The organism is Mangrovibacter phragmitis (assembly GCF_040429585.1).
In the GTDB taxonomy this organism is placed as follows: Bacteria; Pseudomonadota; Gammaproteobacteria; order Enterobacterales; family Enterobacteriaceae; genus Mangrovibacter; species Mangrovibacter phragmitis.
On record NZ_CP134782.1, the window covers coordinates 2,094,995 to 2,110,133 of the forward strand.

Annotated in this window: 17 protein-coding genes and 1 pseudogene; all 18 read left to right on the forward strand. The window is 51.6% G+C overall.

Features of this window, described 5'->3' with window-relative positions:
* Window position 1: 1 nt before the first annotated feature.
* The 18 genes and pseudogenes from MPHASIOC01_RS10265 to virB10 all read left to right on the forward strand — a co-directional run bounded on the left by MPHASIOC01_RS10265 (window position 2) and on the right by virB10 (window position 15,139).
* Window positions 2-1,269: pseudogene (locus tag MPHASIOC01_RS10265) on the forward strand (ISL3 family transposase).
* Between the two features lie 119 nt (window positions 1,270-1,388).
* Complete coding sequence (locus MPHASIOC01_RS10270) at window positions 1,389-1,652, forward strand: alpha/beta hydrolase (RefSeq protein ID WP_353614540.1); 264 nt, start codon at window positions 1,389-1,391, stop codon at window positions 1,650-1,652.
* Window positions 1,652-2,629: a DMT family transporter gene (locus MPHASIOC01_RS10275; RefSeq protein WP_121540921.1), complete on the forward strand. Its 978-nt coding sequence runs from the start codon at window positions 1,652-1,654 to the stop codon at window positions 2,627-2,629. Before MPHASIOC01_RS10270 ends, MPHASIOC01_RS10275 begins: the two co-directional genes overlap by 1 nt.
* 907 nt (window positions 2,630-3,536) lie before the next feature.
* On the forward strand, window positions 3,537-4,463 hold the full coding sequence (locus tag MPHASIOC01_RS10280) for a hypothetical protein (protein ID WP_248192328.1): 927 nt from the start codon (window positions 3,537-3,539) through the stop codon (window positions 4,461-4,463).
* Window positions 4,464-4,609: 146 nt separating this feature from the next.
* Window positions 4,610-4,795, forward strand: a complete 186-nt coding sequence (locus MPHASIOC01_RS10285) for an AlpA family transcriptional regulator (protein WP_215722295.1) — start codon at window positions 4,610-4,612, stop codon at window positions 4,793-4,795.
* A 25-nt stretch (window positions 4,796-4,820) separates the two neighbouring features.
* Complete coding sequence (locus MPHASIOC01_RS10290; RefSeq protein ID WP_248192329.1) at window positions 4,821-5,408, forward strand: DUF2857 domain-containing protein; 588 nt, start codon at window positions 4,821-4,823, stop codon at window positions 5,406-5,408.
* Entirely contained in the window at window positions 5,398-5,607 is a 210-nt protein-coding gene (locus MPHASIOC01_RS10295) for a TraR/DksA family transcriptional regulator (protein ID WP_121540924.1), read from the forward strand. The genes MPHASIOC01_RS10290 and MPHASIOC01_RS10295 overlap by 11 nt, the downstream gene beginning before the upstream one ends.
* A gap of 394 nt (window positions 5,608-6,001) precedes the next feature.
* Window positions 6,002-6,223 carry a hypothetical protein gene (locus tag MPHASIOC01_RS10300; protein ID WP_040206867.1) on the forward strand — a complete coding sequence of 74 codons (222 nt, stop codon included), beginning with the start codon at window positions 6,002-6,004 and terminating at the stop codon, window positions 6,221-6,223.
* Between the two features lie 74 nt (window positions 6,224-6,297).
* Complete coding sequence (locus MPHASIOC01_RS10305) at window positions 6,298-6,876, forward strand: lytic transglycosylase domain-containing protein (protein WP_177332134.1); 579 nt, start codon at window positions 6,298-6,300, stop codon at window positions 6,874-6,876.
* Complete coding sequence (locus MPHASIOC01_RS10310) at window positions 6,873-7,151, forward strand: TrbC/VirB2 family protein (protein WP_177332135.1); 279 nt, start codon at window positions 6,873-6,875, stop codon at window positions 7,149-7,151. Before MPHASIOC01_RS10305 ends, MPHASIOC01_RS10310 begins: the two co-directional genes overlap by 4 nt.
* A gap of 11 nt (window positions 7,152-7,162) precedes the next feature.
* Window positions 7,163-9,910 (forward strand): VirB3 family type IV secretion system protein, encoded by a 2,748-nt coding sequence (locus tag MPHASIOC01_RS10315; protein WP_353614541.1) that lies wholly within the window; start codon window positions 7,163-7,165, stop codon window positions 9,908-9,910.
* Window positions 9,911-9,932: 22 nt separating this feature from the next.
* A complete protein-coding gene (locus tag MPHASIOC01_RS10320; protein ID WP_353614542.1) occupies window positions 9,933-10,661 on the forward strand; it encodes a type IV secretion system protein in 729 nt (242 codons plus the stop codon).
* Between the two features lie 11 nt (window positions 10,662-10,672).
* Window positions 10,673-10,948, forward strand: a complete 276-nt coding sequence (locus MPHASIOC01_RS10325; protein WP_064170455.1) for an EexN family lipoprotein — start codon at window positions 10,673-10,675, stop codon at window positions 10,946-10,948.
* 74 nt (window positions 10,949-11,022) lie between these two features.
* The gene (locus tag MPHASIOC01_RS10330) at window positions 11,023-12,054 is read left to right on the forward strand and encodes a type IV secretion system protein (RefSeq protein ID WP_353614543.1); all 1,032 of its coding nucleotides are present in this window, start codon (window positions 11,023-11,025) and stop codon (window positions 12,052-12,054) included.
* Window positions 12,055-12,143: 89 nt separating this feature from the next.
* The gene (locus tag MPHASIOC01_RS10335) at window positions 12,144-12,284 is read left to right on the forward strand and encodes a hypothetical protein (protein ID WP_020078407.1); all 141 of its coding nucleotides are present in this window, start codon (window positions 12,144-12,146) and stop codon (window positions 12,282-12,284) included.
* The gene (locus MPHASIOC01_RS10340) at window positions 12,277-12,960 is read left to right on the forward strand and encodes a type IV secretion system protein (RefSeq protein ID WP_353614544.1); all 684 of its coding nucleotides are present in this window, start codon (window positions 12,277-12,279) and stop codon (window positions 12,958-12,960) included. Before MPHASIOC01_RS10335 ends, MPHASIOC01_RS10340 begins: the two co-directional genes overlap by 8 nt.
* Entirely contained in the window at window positions 12,957-13,847 is an 891-nt protein-coding gene (gene virB9, locus MPHASIOC01_RS10345) for a P-type conjugative transfer protein VirB9 (protein WP_248192374.1), read from the forward strand. The genes MPHASIOC01_RS10340 and virB9 overlap by 4 nt, the downstream gene beginning before the upstream one ends.
* Window positions 13,844-15,139 carry a VirB10/TraB/TrbI family type IV secretion system protein gene (gene virB10, locus MPHASIOC01_RS10350; protein ID WP_353614545.1) on the forward strand — a complete coding sequence of 432 codons (1,296 nt, stop codon included), beginning with the start codon at window positions 13,844-13,846 and terminating at the stop codon, window positions 15,137-15,139. Before virB9 ends, virB10 begins: the two co-directional genes overlap by 4 nt.

The following is a 15,139-nucleotide window of genomic DNA, read 5'->3' on the forward strand; positions in this document are numbered from 1 at the left end:
GATGCTTGACCTGCTGAATCTGCCAGGCATCAAGCCTGTCGATATGCGCCACGAAGGCAAGTGCCTTGTGATAGTTGCTGAGCCGGTAACGGTCGATGTGCCATTATGTGGGGACTGCAACACCCCTATGCACAGACACGGTACGCGCAAAAACAAGTTCATGGACACGCCGTTGTACATGGAGCCCGTCCGCCTTGAAGTTCAGCGCCCGCGCTTTCGCTGTGAGTCGTGCGGAAAAATGTCCATGCCGGAGTTGAGTTTTCTGGATGACAAACGCCGAGCTACCAAACGGCTGGTCGATGTTATTCGGCAACAGTGCTTGGGAACCACCTTCCATGCTTTAGCCGAGCAAACCGGTGTGGCGGTGAACACCGTCAAGAACATCGCTCACGATCTCATTGAGGAACTCTCCCAAACCGTTCGTTATGAAACCCCGTCATCATGGGTATCGACGAAGTGAACCTTGCCGGCGGGTATCGCTGTGTAATCACCAATCTGGCAACCAACAACGTCTTTGATATGTTGGAGCATCGTACTCAAGAGCACCTGAAGCCCTTCTTCAAGGATTTGCCGGATGCTGACAAGGTTGAATGGGTCTGTACGGATATGTGGCGACCCTTCAAACGTTCCTTTGCTCAGCATCTGCCCAACGCCAAACTGGTGATCGACAAGTTCCATGTCGTCAAGATGGCCTCTGAAGCCCTGGAAGCGGAGCGCAAGAACTATCAGGCACAGTTAAGCAAAGAAGATCGGATTTATGTCAAAAAGTCCATTCGCTGGCTAACCCTGAAGCGGCCCGGCAACCTGACGCCCGCGGAGCAAAAGGCGCTGGAAGTCGTGAAGCAGGCGATCCCTGAGCTTGCCGTAGCCTATGATTTCAAGGAAGCCTTCTTCTGCATCTACGACGAACCCGACAAGCAGAGCGCTCAGAACGCCTTTGAGGCTTGGGAGAACAGCCTGCCGCCTTATGGCATGGAGCCTTTCAAAAAACTGGTGAAAACGGTACACAACCATTACGACGACATCTTTGCCTACTGGGATGCGCCGTTCTCAATCACCAATGGCTATACCGAAGGGCTCAACGGCTTGATCAAGATGTCCAACCGGTTAGGTCGGGGTTATAGCTACCCCATCATTCGGGCAAAAACGCTGTACTCCAAAGAAGCCCGCAAGGTCGGCAGTGGTATTCGAGCAGGACGAGGCAAGGTCGAGTATGGACCGCACATTCCGACATTGTTGAAGCAGGCAGAAGGTGGAGAGTTGGATTAACGCGAGATAGGGCGCGACTGAGAATCCAACCAATGTTAGATTTTCTCAGAGTGGTGAAAAACAGAAAAATCCAACCAGAAGCTGCTTTTTGTCCGACTAAGAATCTAGGGTTAGAATAGATGAATTCCAACCCTAGAATGCAAATAGCCGAACTTTCTTCATGTATGGAGCGTATCGAAAAGCTGGCACTACCAACGCTCATCATCTGGGGCAAAAAGGACACGTTCCAGCCGCTACAACTCGGAGAGCGTCTGGCCAGAAAAATGGTTAACGCTCAGATAACCATTATTGAAGAGGCAGGACATTTTCTGCCGGAAGATGCACCAGAAGCGCTTGCCGCGTGCATAACGGAATTTTCAACACATAGAGAGGAGCTGCATTGATGTCTCTTCATTCTAATGCCTCAACACGTTCCCAGGTGGGATTTTTTATCACTCTTGTCGCGTCAACCTTCTTGATGGGTTCCAGTTTTGTTGCAGGTAAAATCCTGCTCCAGCAGGGTTTCACGCCCATGATCCTGATCGGCTGGCGTTTCTTTATTGCGGCTTTAGCGACGATTCCCCTGGTTCTGATTGGTGAGCGAAAATTCGTAGCGGCACTTCTACCAGCAAAAGCAGGCTTGCGCGATTTTATACTAGTAATATTGATAGGTTTGCTCCAGACAGCTGCTGTTATGGGGCTTCTGTTCTGGGCTATGCAGTTTATATCTGCATCAACCGCCGCCATTTTGCTTTTCACTAACCCAATCTGGGTGGCTGTACTGGGACGTATTTTTCTCGGGGAAAGCCTGCACCGTGCAAGGATATTAGGTCTTCTTTTAGGTGTTGCTGGTGTTGCTCTTGCTATTGGCATCAGGCCGTCCATGTTTTCTGGCGGTACAACACTAACTGGTGAAATCATCGGTATTGTTTCTGCACTTTGCTGGGCGGCTGCGACACTAATTAACAAACGCGCGGCTCTGCCATTTGGTACATGGGCATTAAGCTTTTGGCAAATGTTGATAGGAGCTGTCGCTGTCCTGATTATTGCCTATATCAATGGCGAGCACTGGCCTGCTGTCGTAACGCATGAGCAATGGGGCTGGTTTCTCTGGCTTGCTATTCCAGCATCTACGGGGTCTTTTGGCCTTTGGTTTGTTGCTTTGAGGAAAGGAGGTGCAACAAGGACCAGTGGATTCCTATTCCTGGCCCCCCTATTCACCGTCATTCTTGCTTTTTTCATTTTGAATGCATCCATTTCCTGGATGCAGGCTATTGGTGGCATTCTTATTGGATTGGCACTGTGGCTCGTTAACCGGGAAGTACCTGCAAAGAACCAGCGCGAAAGAATTAACGAGGTGCTCGCTGAGGGGGAACAGTGATGTCCAGCTAATTCATTATGAGGTTGGTGAATTTTAGAAACGTTTTTAATATGTAATTACGTCATTTGCATTGCTTTCAGATTGTTCCTGAAGGGGCTACTTCACCGGTGTAGCGGAACGGCTATATTTGAGCAGTCGCCAGTGTTGCGCATATGAAGGTTAAACTTGGCCTCAGCTGTTGCTGTAATTACATTTACCGTCTCTATAGCCTTGATATCCAGTTTAGCCTGATAGGCTGCGTGATAATGTCTGTTATAACCAAGCGTCGACACTGTGTAAATCAGGACACACGCTTAACCGAGACATAACAGTACAGCATGTGCCCGTCCATCTACCGGCAGGGCACTGCAACGACCATTTTTAATCATCCACGCAAATGAATCAATGCATTTGTAATTCCCCGGCCTGCGCCAGGTATAACGGTTTATAAGTAACAACACCGGTAACGCTTTTTCGCCTTTATTCAAACAGGGACTCGTACAAAACCAATGTTCAACTTAATGGTTCAGGTGCGTTTAATCTAATTTTTGGTGCTATGGCTGTCACTGTGATTGTGACATCTGGTTTGGCTTTAAGCGCATTTATTGGGGGCCAAGAATATTGCCTTAAATACTGACTCAATGCTTATAGCACGAGCTAAAATTAATGCCACACAGACCTGTTATTATGTTTTTAATTTCTGTATGGCATCCTAATAAATCACTGCCCATTTATTAACAAATAAATTTCATGCTTAGTTTACCCCCCCACTTTTCTTTTTGTTTTATATTCTAGGTTAATGCTTCATTTCATGTCTATATAAATTAAAAAAGTCAAGCCTTTTAATTCCACACAGGGAATATCACTAAGAACATATCTGATAACTCCATCTGTTTTCATCAATAGTTTCCGAGAAAGGAGATGTGTCATGTCAAAGAACAATCATAATCTTGCTGTCAGAAAAAGTATGTCTGAGTGGTTTACTATAAAGGAAGCCATTCAGGTGGCAAAGAGAATGGCAAAGATAGAATTAACAGAAGGCGACATATATAGATATGCATTAAGTAGATATATTTATCTTTCCATCTATTTTCAATCACCAGTACTATTAAGGAAGGTAAAAAAGATTAATCAGAAATTAAAATTGCGGCCGTCAGGGGATTCTTTGATACAACAACTTTGCATGCTTGAATCATCAAGTTTCACCAAAAAGAGAAACTTGATGTTCAGTACGAAAGGAAAATATTTCTTTTCTTCCCAAAGAGTAATTGATACTGACTTATCAGGGCATGAATATGTTCTTGTACAAAGATTACTTGCTTTATCATTGCACCTTCCATTACCAGTGACAGGAGCTAATGAAAATAATTTTGGTATCATTGTATATATAGATGGTGAATCATTTCAGATTTTTGAAAAGACGACATGGCTCAAAAGGATAGGCCATCAACTTAGCCTATTATCAGAACCAGTAGCTCAGGATATTACCGAAAAAATATCAGAATATAAAAATGAGCAACATCACCGTGCAGGTTATTTCCCTCTGTATGACTTACCAACTGACGCCTGTTTTGTAATCCGTCACTCTGAACTGGATAAACTTATCGGCTTATATAGAGGTAGCTCGTCAGCATCTTCAACTGTCACACGCATGTCAACGCCATTATCCCGCCTGTTCTGGCTGGCCTGCAAACATAATCAGGCGATCAGCCCACTAATCCGGCAACCCTACAAACTTCTGTCCATTTTTGAGCAGTGGGCCTCGGATGACGGTATCACCGATCGTCTAAGTGGCGATACGTTGAAAAATGCGCTGGAGCGGGGTTCTCCTTCTTCTGCATCCTTGCCTCACTAACTGGATATTTATCCGTTCCAATACATAACCCGTATTAAGGGATTACCTGCCCTTAATACGGGTTCATTAGCTTTTCCTCCACCTTCCGCCGTGTTTTTTTGTTATCTACGGGCATACCCGGTTTATTTCCATTACAGGAGAAAACGATGAAAGCACATCAGTTATTGCGTCTGAAACAGGTTGAAGAAAAAACCGGCCTGAAACGCTCTCAGATTTACCTGTATATGAAAAATGGCGATTTTCCTCGCTCCATTAAAATTGGCCCTGCCAGCGTGGCGTGGCTGGAATCTGAAATTGATGAATGGATCAACATTAAATTAACCAACCGCTGAAAATATTTAAGGGAGATACAGAATTATGATCCCGTCATTGAATTATGACGTATTAACCGACGTCCTTCATGCTCTGAAAGAAGGCAATATTCGTTACTGTGAATCCCTCGGATTCACTTTCGACGAAATGAATGCTCTTAATCAGTTATCACTCGATGAACTGTTTGCTGTCAGCCGGGCGGCGGCTCCCTTTGTTTCGGTCAGTGTCCGCCATGATGTTCTGCATCATTTACTGGCGCAGGCCCGACAGGAATACCGACAACAGCAGCAGATTAACCGGGCTATCCGGCTGGGCGGTTCTATTGCGTTGCTCAACCACTACTTTGGCCTGACGTCTAATGACGTCTGCCTTCGCCGACGGTTGCTGGGTGTCAGCGTGCCATATGGACGTACACCTGAGCCGGATGAAGAGACGGATGCCAGGATCTGGCGGCAATGGCAGCAATGCCGGGTGGGAAACCTCGAATCGCCTGACGCACTGATTGCCATGATGCAGATAACGGAAGCCCTGAAGCCTAAGGTCGAAGGGCTATCACTCACCATGGTCTGGAAACGTATCGCGCAGTGTGAACAGGACGTCATCGCCAACAGGAGGACGCCATATGCCGGATGAGATCGACCGCGATCAGGAATTTAATGAGCAGCGCCTGGAGGAGATGATTGAACAGAGTCGTTTTAAGCCGGGGTCAGCACCATCATTATTTCACTGTCGTGTATGTGGTAAACCCATTCCTGAAAAGCGACGGCAAGCACTGCCGGGAGTAACCACTTGTACAGAATGTCAGGAAAAACTTGAACGTAGTAGCCGCTGACAGGATAAAAAGGACGTGTAGAGATGTTATATCTCTGCACGTATTTATTATTCACGGTGAATGTTAATACCACTCTGTCGTGTTTTTTAAATCCTCATTACTCTCACTGCATCTTAAATACTCCGCTATTTTTCTCTCTTCTTTTTGTTTTGAGTTTCTCATTTATATCCCTCGCCATATATTCGATTCTGAAAACACCATTACAGCATGGTTGCCATGATAGGCGTTAATTCGTCCGGTCCGGGCATTGCTCTTTAAAAAATAGATCGGGCTGTCACGTAACCACAATTCAGGGTGCCGCTGAATGTTCTCGCTGACCCGTTAAAACCGGAATGCAGAACCGGAATGTGATCGTTTTATTTCATTCACTGCTGTTTTGATTCAAGGAGACTCCATGAGAAAACCCGTTTATCACGTGTTTGTCACCCAGGAAAGCCAGCCCGATGCACAGGGTGAAAAAAACACGTACTGGACAAAAGTTGGTGTTGCCTTCGCTCATAACGGCAAGCCCGGCCTGAATATCGTGCTGATACCCGGTATTGCGGTTTCCGGCAGGCTGGTGCTGCTCGAACCAAGGGAAGAAAGTGACATTTCACAGGATGCCTCTGCCGCTTAATCCATTTTCTCTTCCTCTCCTCCGGCGGCGTATTTTTCTATAAGCCGCCGGTCTCTCTCTGTTACGAGGCCAGCATGCTTTCCACCACTGCCTTTCTGGCACTGGCGGTGCAGTGCGCCGCCAGTATTCACCCGTCCACGTCGCTTGATGTCGCACGGGTCGAATCCGGTTTCCACCCTTACGCCATTGCTGAAATTCTGCCAGACAGCCGGGGCGTGATTTCACATTTCCCCATGAGCCTGCCGGAGGCGATCCGCCTCACCGGACGGCTGGCAGCACAGGGCAGACGCTATTCGGTCGGCCTGATGCAAATCACCAGCACCAATTTCCGCCATTACGGCGTCACGGCCAGCGACCTGCTTAACCCTTGCATCAATCTGTCGGTATTTGAGCACATTCTCGCCGACTGTTACCGGCGCGGCGGCACCCTGAAACGAGCACTCAGTTGTTACTACTCCGGCAACTTTGAAACCGGCCAGCGACCGGAATCCGCCTTTAACCAGACCAGCTACGTGCAGCGCATTGGCTATGTCGTCCCGTCCACGCGGGAAGACCGGCAGCGTGACCCTGACCGGAACGTTCAGCCGTCTGTCCGTTATCCCGCCGTTGTGCTGCGCGGCGCTATCCCTGTTATCCCTGATGAGGAGAAATGATCATGCGTAAACGCCGTTACTCCATTGTCACTTCCGTCCTGCTGTCCGCCCCCGCGCTGGCGGCGGACAGCGGATTTAACAAGGCTAATGAGACCCTGAGCAATACCTCGACCGGCCTGCTGGGACTGGCCGCTGTCACTATCACACTGGCGACCATGTGGGTGGGCTACAAGGTACTGTTCGATGGTAAGAGCCTGCACGACATGCGTAACGTCATCATCGGCGCGATCCTTATTGTCGGCGCATCCGGCTTCGGTGCCTACTGGGCGTCATAAGGGGGGCAACGATGGCTACGCTGAATAAAGCGCTTACACGGCCTGCCGCCATTATGGGGATTCCTCTGGTGCCGTTCGTTCTCGTCAGCGGGGCCATCGTCCTGCTGGCGGTCTATGTCAGCTATTACCTGGCGGTTCTGCTCATTCCTACATGGGCGGAAATGAAAAATAAAACCCGAAAGGACATTCATTATTTCAGTCTGCTCTGGCTGGCGTTTAAAACCCGTGGACGACTTTTCACCAATACCCATTTTGGCGCGAATGCCCTTCTGGCAAACCAGTACGATAACATTGATGTCTCGGAGTTTATTCAGAAAATGAAATTAAACGAACGTATTACGCTGGATAAATATATTCCGTATTCCTCCCATATTCACCCTTACGTCATCAGAAATCGTCACAGTGATTTGGTTGCCACCTGGGAGCTGGGTGGGACGGTCTTCGAATGTGAAGATGAACATCACCTGACCCTGATGGCCACGTATCTGAACAATATTATCCGCTCGTATGAAGGTCTGCCGGTAACATTTTATATTCATCGGCTCCGTGAAAAATATCATGATGTCTTTGAGGTGGATTCCGGCATTCCCTTTTCCGATGAGGTAACACGTCGGTATTACCAGCAGGTAAAAGAAAAACCTTTCTGGCGGCACCGGCTGTTTTTCACCGTCTGCTACGCACCGTTCTCTCAGATTGAGAAGAAAACCATGAAAGCGCAACCGCACGGTAAACGCCAGGCAGCACTGGATGACGCGCTCAAAGTCATGCTGGAATACCGCGAAGCACTGGAATCTTCATTATCCCGCTATATGGCAATGCCGCTGGGGATATATGAAGAAAACGGGCGGGTATATTCCTCGCAACTGGCGTTCTTCCACCGCCTGATCACCGGCCAGTGGCAGAAAGTGGCCGTAACGCGCTCGCCGTTTTATGAAACGTTAAGCACGCCGGACGTGTTTTTCACCACCGACATCGGTGAATGCCAGACGGTCAGCGGTTCCCGCTTCTTCCGCAGCCTGGAGATTAAGGATTATTCCCCGGAAACCCATACCGGTATGCTGGATGCGCTGCTGTACGCCGAAAGCGAGTATGTTCTGACGCAGTCCTTTACCTGCATGGCACGGGATGAGGCGCAGAATCATATCCGGCTGGCGGAAAAACGGCTTAACTCCACTGACGACGACGCGACTTCCCAGCGCGAAGAGCTGATTGTCCTGCGCGACCTGCTCCAGTCCGGACATGTGTCGTGCGGTAAATTCCACTTTTCCCTGCTGGTCTCCTCAGACAGTGCCCTCCAGGTGGTAAAAGACACTAATGCGCTGGCCCAGCCCTTCGCCGATCTTGGTATTATGACGACGCTCTCCACCCTGTCACTGCCCGCCGCATATCTGGCGCAACTGCCGGGAGTCTATACGCTGCGTCCCCGGCTGGTGGCCGTCAGCAGCCAGAATTTCGCTGATATGGCCTGCCTGCATAACTTCCATGCCCACAAACGCAGCGGTAATCCGTGGGGGGAAGCCATCGCCATCCTCACATCTCCCGGCGGTGGCGGGTATTACCTGAACCTGCACGACAGCCAGGCCGGACGGGATGACACCGGTGAGAAAACGCCGGGGAATACGGCGATTATCGGGAAAACCGGTTCCGGAAAAACCCTGCTGATGACCATCATGCAACAACTGATGCAGAAGTACCGTAACCCGGCGTCGTTTGCGCCTTCTGCCACCATCAAACGGCTGACTACAGTGTATTTCGATAAGGACCGGGCGGCGGAGATGGCGATTCGCCAGGTGGGTGGACGATACTTCCGCATCCGTACCGGCGAGCCCACCGGCTTCAACCCGTTTGCGCTGGAGCCAACCCGCCGGAACATCAGTTTCATCAAACGGCTGGTACGGATGCTGTGCCGCCGCAACGGTAAGTCGCTCGATCCGCGCGATGAGGAGCGGATCAGCGCCGCCGTTGACACCATCATGCTGGACTATCCGCCGGAGTACCGCCGGTTCGGGATCACCCGGCTGCTGGAAGTGCTGCCGGAGCCGCCGACCACAGACGCCCGCACCAACGGGCTGCGTATTCGCCTGAAACAGTGGGCGCAGGGGGGCGAGTTCGGCTGGGTGTTTGATAACGAGGCTGATACTTTCACCATCAGCGATGTCGATAACTTTGGTATCGACGGCACCGAATTTCTGGATGATGACGATATTCGCGGCCCCGTGACCTTTTACCTGCTGTACCGTGTGACCAGCCTGCTGGACGGTCGTCGCCTGGTGATGTTTATGGATGAGTTCTGGCGCTGGCTGGCCGATGTCGAATTTTCCCGCTTCTCGCTCAATATGCTGAAAGTCATCCGCAAGCTGAACGGTATCTTCATCCCGGCAACACAGTCACCGGATGAAATCGTCAAACACCCCATCGCCCCGGCGATTATTGAGCAGTGCGGTACCCAGATTTTCCTCGCCAATCCGAAAGCCAGCTATGCGGATTACGTGGAGAAAATGAAAGTGCCGGACAGCGTTTATGAGACGGTCAGGAACCTGGATCCGGGCGAGCATTATATGGTCATCCTGAAAACACCGTTGCAGGCCGGAGAAACCCGCCCGTTTGTGGCAATGGCGAAAATGGATCTGTCCGGACTGGGTAAACTCACCCGGCTTCTCAGCGGCAGTGAGGACAACCTGAAAATATTCGATGCCATTTATCAGGACGGTATGCGACCTGATGAATGGAAAGACGCTTTCCTTGAGCGGGCAATCTGAAAGCCAACCGGAGGTAATATCAATGCGTACCCGGGATCATCTTCTGGCATTATCGTTATTTTTCTCGACGCAGGCGTCCAGCGCCGGAATACCGGTTTTCGACGCCGTGCAGAATACCGAATCCATTAACCAGTGGATGCAGAAACTACAGCAATGGGAGGATACAGTTACCCATTATAAAAGTGAACTTGATGCATATAAGAAGCAACTGGCTACCGCAACCGGCGTGCGGGATATTCAGGGTTTTCTCAGTGATGCCAGAAGCCTGAAAACCGATATTGATAATCTCCGTAAGAGCGGTATTTCACTGGATGATCTGCTGACCACGCAGAACAGTTCATATTCTTCTGAACTGCAAAACCTTTACAGTAAATACAAATCGTTCAGCGTATGCAGCGAGGAACAGGAAGGAATAAAATCTCAGGCCCTGGCCGACAGTTGTAAACAGATGATCCTCAATCAGGCAATGGCGATTGAGAATACCACTGACGTTGAAAACAGGATCAACAGCACACTCAGCGATATATCAGACTTATCTGACCGTATATCGAATGCGCAGGACTCGAAAGAGTCTCAGGATCTGGCTAACGCCATCGCGGCGAAAAGCGTACAGTTAAATGCGCTGACGAATCAGTGGGAGATGTCTGTCAGACAGGCTGAACAGCGAACGACATTGCTGGAACAGCAAAGACAGAAAGCCTTTGAACAGCATCAGCTAACGGCACCTGTTGCTGACCTTAATAATTTATAAGGAGGTTATCCGTGCTCAGATCCTTATTCACCTTATGCACACTCTCAGGCGTGATATTACTGTCCGGCTGCAAGGAAACCAAATCCGAAGCCTGGTATAAGCAGCATCCTGACGAAACTTATGCGGTTTATACGCAATGCCTGAAGGATGGCGAGGCAAGCGATAACTGCGAATTTGCCCACCGGGCAGCACTTATGTTTGCACAGGAAGGCCAGCCCGGGGTTAAGGAGAAATTCGGGGCGATATTTCAGCAGGAAGCTGAAAAACGAAATGCAGTGACACAGTAATAATTTTTCCTCCAGCAAAACAAGGAATTCTCCCTGTTTTTTATTTCCTTTCTTTATATATCAGGTGAGGCACCATGTCCGGTGGTATTTTTGTTGGTATGGACAAAAACATCATGGATGGACTGAATGCCGTACTGGAAGGTCAGTCTTCCACTTACGGCACGATGATCAGCGTCATCATCGTCAGCTCTTTTACCTTATTTATACTGTATCGCGGTTACCAGACACTGGCTGGCAAACTCCGGGCCCCGGTTGAAGATGTCGTCTGGGATGTGGGGCGAATGTTGATGATCACCACCTTTGCGTTAAACCGGGATGGCTGGCTGGATATGGCGGTAGCGGCTATCCAGGGACTCAAAGACGGTGTCAGCGGCGATGATAATGTCTGGGCGCTGCTCGATACTGTCTGGGAAAAGGCACAGGCGCTGGGGCAAAAGTTATTTAATATGGACACCTCAACTTACGTCAAACTGAATGGCGGCCTTGCCGAAGTGCTGGTATGGGGCGGCTCTATTGTCCTGCTGATGGCAGCCACCTTTGTCAACCTGCTCGCCGAAATCACCATCCTGTTAATGACGACCACCGCGCCGCTCTTTATTTTCTGCCTGCTGTACGGTTTTCTTAAGCCGATGTTTGATAACTGGCTGAAAACGATTTTCGCGGCAATATTAACGATCATGTTTTCCGCCTTATCCATCCGTATCGCCATTAATTACCTGGATAAAATACTGGATGTTGCAACAAAAAAATCCGCTGAAACCAATATGGTCACGCTGGCGGCGCAGTGCCTGCTGGCCGGGATTGCGGCGGGTGTGGTGGTCTGGTTCTCCGCGAAGCTCGCCAGCGCACTCAGCGGGGCCGCCGTACAGGCGGTGCTGCAGGGTGCAGCCATGAGTGGCCTGAGCGGACTGGCAAAGAAATCCGCCGACCTCACCGGTCCGGGTGTAAAGGGTGGTGCCCGCCTGGCTGCGAAAGGCGGCGTGGCCGTCGCCGCGGCGACCGGCAGGCTCACCGGCGCAGGCGCGGGTAAAACCGTGAGTGCCTGGCAGAAACGCACCGCCGCCATCGAAAGTATGAAACGACTGAACCGGCAGCGTCACCGTTAATCCTCCCGATCCTTAATTTCCTTTCCCCGTCACGCCGTGGCCTGCGCCACCGGAGGGGCATTCCTGCATCCATACGATAAGGGGCTTCCATGAAATTCAGCATCATCCTTCTGATGCTGTGCGCGCTCACGGGCTGCGCACGGCATCAGGGCGACCTCCCGCCGGTATCCGGCGAACCCGAGCCGGTGAATTCCCCCGCCATCATTCAGGAGCTGACTCACCATGTCTGATATTCAGAACATTGTTAATGTTTCCCGCTCTTTTGAATCCATCCTGCTGGAAAAGGAAGAGCGTTCCCGAAAAACCGCCTGGCGGGTGGCTGCTGCCGGACTGATTCTGGCCGCAATGGCGATTGCGGCCATTATTATCCTGCTGCCGCTTAAAACCACCGACACTGAATTATGGTCAGTGGATAAACAGACCGGTCGCTATGAATATATGACCCGCGTGAAGGAGCGGGATATTTCATCTGAAAAAGCGCTGGCACATTCACTGGCAGCACACTATGTCAGACTCCGCGAGGGATATAATTATTTCTCCCTCCAGCGTGATTATGACGACGTGCAGTTATTTAACAGCGACAGCGTGAACCGGGACTATCTGGACGAGTTTAACGGCGACCAGGCCCCGGACGTGATTTTTAACAAGGCGGAATATGTCGTTTATATCGACATTATTTCCAATGTGCATGCGCCTGCCACCGGGACGGATAATCTGGCAACACTGCGTATTAAGCGCACAATTCGTCGTATTGCTGATAATTCCGTGAAAACGGATGTGTGGAATATCCGCCTCACTTACCGCTACGTTCCGCACCGGCAACTGACCGACAGCCAGCGCGAAGTGAACCCGCTGGGTTTTATCGTCACCAGCTACCAGCGCGACAAAGAGCTGAGGGGGGAATGATGCTGAAACATACCCTGCTCCTCTCTGGCTTAATGATGTCATGCGTGGCATGGAGCGCAGCGACACCGCGCGGCAGCGCGTATGACAGCCGGATGCAGAACGTCACATACAACAACCAGAACGCCACGGTCGTCAGTACCCGCCCCGGCTACGTCACCATGCTGGTGTTTGACGATGATGAAACCGTTATCGATGCGCAGGCGGGTTTTCCCAGAGGCTGGACCGTGACGAAAAGCGATAACCGGGTGGGCGTCAGCCCGAACCCGATTACCCAGCCGGTCACGGATGCCAGCGGCAACAACGTCAGCCAGGTGTTTCTGCCGACGGCAAAAGACTGGAAAACCAATCTGTTCGTGGTGACATCGAAGCGCGATTACAGCCTGGAGCTGAACGTGCTGGATAAAGACTCGCCCGCCCAGGCCTTTGTCATCCGCTACCTCTATCCCGATGAGCAGAGGAAAAAGTCAGCCGCCGCCAGCGCCACCCGCCAGCAACGACAGCAGGAAACACTGGACCGGCAGCGGATAGCGACGGCATTCGGACAGGCCACCATGCTGCGCAACTGGCACTATACAAAACGGGTGGCAGCCGGTTCCGCCGCCATCGCCCCGGACTTTACCTGGGATGATGGTCGTTTTATGTATATCGGTTTTTCCCCCACGAAAACCCTGCCTTCCGTTTTCCGGGTGGTTAACGGCCAGGAGCAGGCGGTCACGCCCCGAACCATTAAACAGGGCAACCACACCGTGATGGCGGTTCCGGCATCGCCGCAACTGGTTCTGCGTTACGGCACCTCGGTGGTGGGGATCGAAAACGACGGATCCGGGCGTATTCCGCTGACCAACAGTGACACCGTTTCACCCTCCGTTATGCTGGAGGCAAAATGACCGACAAATCTTTCCCGGACGAACCGGAAAAAACCACCGCAGAGCGGGAAGCAGAAGCCCGTGAACGCGCCCGCGCGGCAATGGCATATCAGGAGCCGGAACAGAAAACGCCGCCCGGCCAACCGGAAGTGACCCGTTTCCGTAAAGCGTCCGGTCGCCGCACGCTGATCGTCAGCCTGCTGAGTCTGGTCCTGGTCATCGCGCTGGCATCCGGTGGCGATCGTTTTCTCAGCGCCCTGAAAAGGGGTGATGAGAAAGAATCTGACACCGCGCCGCCCTCCTCCTCCGGGGCGGTGCAGCAGGAGCGTAAGAATCTGGGCATGGACAGTAACCCGTTTGGCCTGTTCGGGCAGCGCAAACAGCAAAGCGCAGACCCGGCCAGTCAGACCGTCACTACCGCTCCAGCTCTGCCAGCGGAACCGCCCGCCCTGAACAAGGCGGCAGCACTGGCAGAGGGGCTGAACAACGGCAGTACAGGGTCAGGCGACAATACACGCATGTCCCGAAGCGGAGTGCACAGCAACACGGAAACGTCGGGAAGACCGTCAGACTCCACGGCGTACACATCCTGTCAGTCGGTACTGGTCAGTGGCGAAGATGGACGCCTGCGCTGCCCGGATACGACAGCACCGGCAGGCAGCAATAACAACGACAATCCGGGCGTTGCCCGCGTCACCGGTGTCAGACGGCTGGGCCTTGATCCCGATCTCTATATCCCGGTGGACCGCTATATTCCGTGTTCGATGATGCGGCGCTTCGTATCCGATGTTGGCGGTCATATCTCCTGCCTGATCAGTGAGAATGTCTGGAGCGCCAGTAACCATGTGAAGCTGATCCCGGCAGGAACGGTCGCCCGTGGCGTCTACCGCACCGGGGCACTGCAACACGGGCGCAGCCGGATGTTTGTGCTGTGGACGGAGCTGCGTACGCCGGAGCCCGGCAGCCTGCAAATCCCGCTCACCGATACGCAGGCCACCGGCCCGCTCGGCGAGGCAGGGATCGCGGGCTGGATCGACAGCCATTTCTGGGAGCGTTTCGGCAACGCCCTGATGCTGAGTACCGTGCAGGACGTGGCGGCAGCGGCATCGGATGCCGCACCGGGGAAAGACCGTAATACCGATTATACCGAAAACACCCGCGCCGCCACGGCGGAAATGGCGATAACGACGCTGGAAAACAGCATCAGTATCCCGCCCACGATGTACCTGAACCAGGGCGATGTGATCGGCATCATGACCGGCACGGATATTGATTTTTCCTCTGTTTATCAACTACGGCTGAAAAAGAAATGA

Bases quoted from the DNA above. Each gene is read 5' to 3' on its own strand.
- MPHASIOC01_RS10280 (WP_248192328.1), top strand. From the start codon at position 3,537: ATGTCAAAGAACAATCATAATCTTGCTGTCAGAAAAAGTATGTCTGAG.
- MPHASIOC01_RS10330 (WP_353614543.1), top strand. From the start codon at position 11,023: ATGTCCGGTGGTATTTTTGTTGGTATGGACAAAAACATCATGGATGGA.
- MPHASIOC01_RS10310 (WP_177332135.1), top strand. From the start codon at position 6,873: ATGATCATGCGTAAACGCCGTTACTCCATTGTCACTTCCGTCCTGCTG.
- MPHASIOC01_RS10290 (WP_248192329.1), top strand. From the start codon at position 4,821: ATGATCCCGTCATTGAATTATGACGTATTAACCGACGTCCTTCATGCT.
- MPHASIOC01_RS10335 (WP_020078407.1), top strand. From the start codon at position 12,144: ATGAAATTCAGCATCATCCTTCTGATGCTGTGCGCGCTCACGGGCTGC.
- MPHASIOC01_RS10305 (WP_177332134.1), top strand. From the start codon at position 6,298: ATGCTTTCCACCACTGCCTTTCTGGCACTGGCGGTGCAGTGCGCCGCC.
- MPHASIOC01_RS10320 (WP_353614542.1), top strand. From the start codon at position 9,933: ATGCGTACCCGGGATCATCTTCTGGCATTATCGTTATTTTTCTCGACG.
- virB10 (WP_353614545.1), top strand. From the start codon at position 13,844: ATGACCGACAAATCTTTCCCGGACGAACCGGAAAAAACCACCGCAGAG.
- MPHASIOC01_RS10300 (WP_040206867.1), top strand. From the start codon at position 6,002: ATGAGAAAACCCGTTTATCACGTGTTTGTCACCCAGGAAAGCCAGCCC.
- MPHASIOC01_RS10340 (WP_353614544.1), top strand. From the start codon at position 12,277: ATGTCTGATATTCAGAACATTGTTAATGTTTCCCGCTCTTTTGAATCC.
- MPHASIOC01_RS10295 (WP_121540924.1), top strand. From the start codon at position 5,398: ATGCCGGATGAGATCGACCGCGATCAGGAATTTAATGAGCAGCGCCTG.
- MPHASIOC01_RS10270 (WP_353614540.1), top strand. From the start codon at position 1,389: ATGAATTCCAACCCTAGAATGCAAATAGCCGAACTTTCTTCATGTATG.
- MPHASIOC01_RS10285 (WP_215722295.1), top strand. From the start codon at position 4,610: ATGAAAGCACATCAGTTATTGCGTCTGAAACAGGTTGAAGAAAAAACC.
- MPHASIOC01_RS10315 (WP_353614541.1), top strand. From the start codon at position 7,163: ATGGCTACGCTGAATAAAGCGCTTACACGGCCTGCCGCCATTATGGGG.
- MPHASIOC01_RS10275 (WP_121540921.1), top strand. From the start codon at position 1,652: ATGTCTCTTCATTCTAATGCCTCAACACGTTCCCAGGTGGGATTTTTT.
- virB9 (WP_248192374.1), top strand. From the start codon at position 12,957: ATGATGCTGAAACATACCCTGCTCCTCTCTGGCTTAATGATGTCATGC.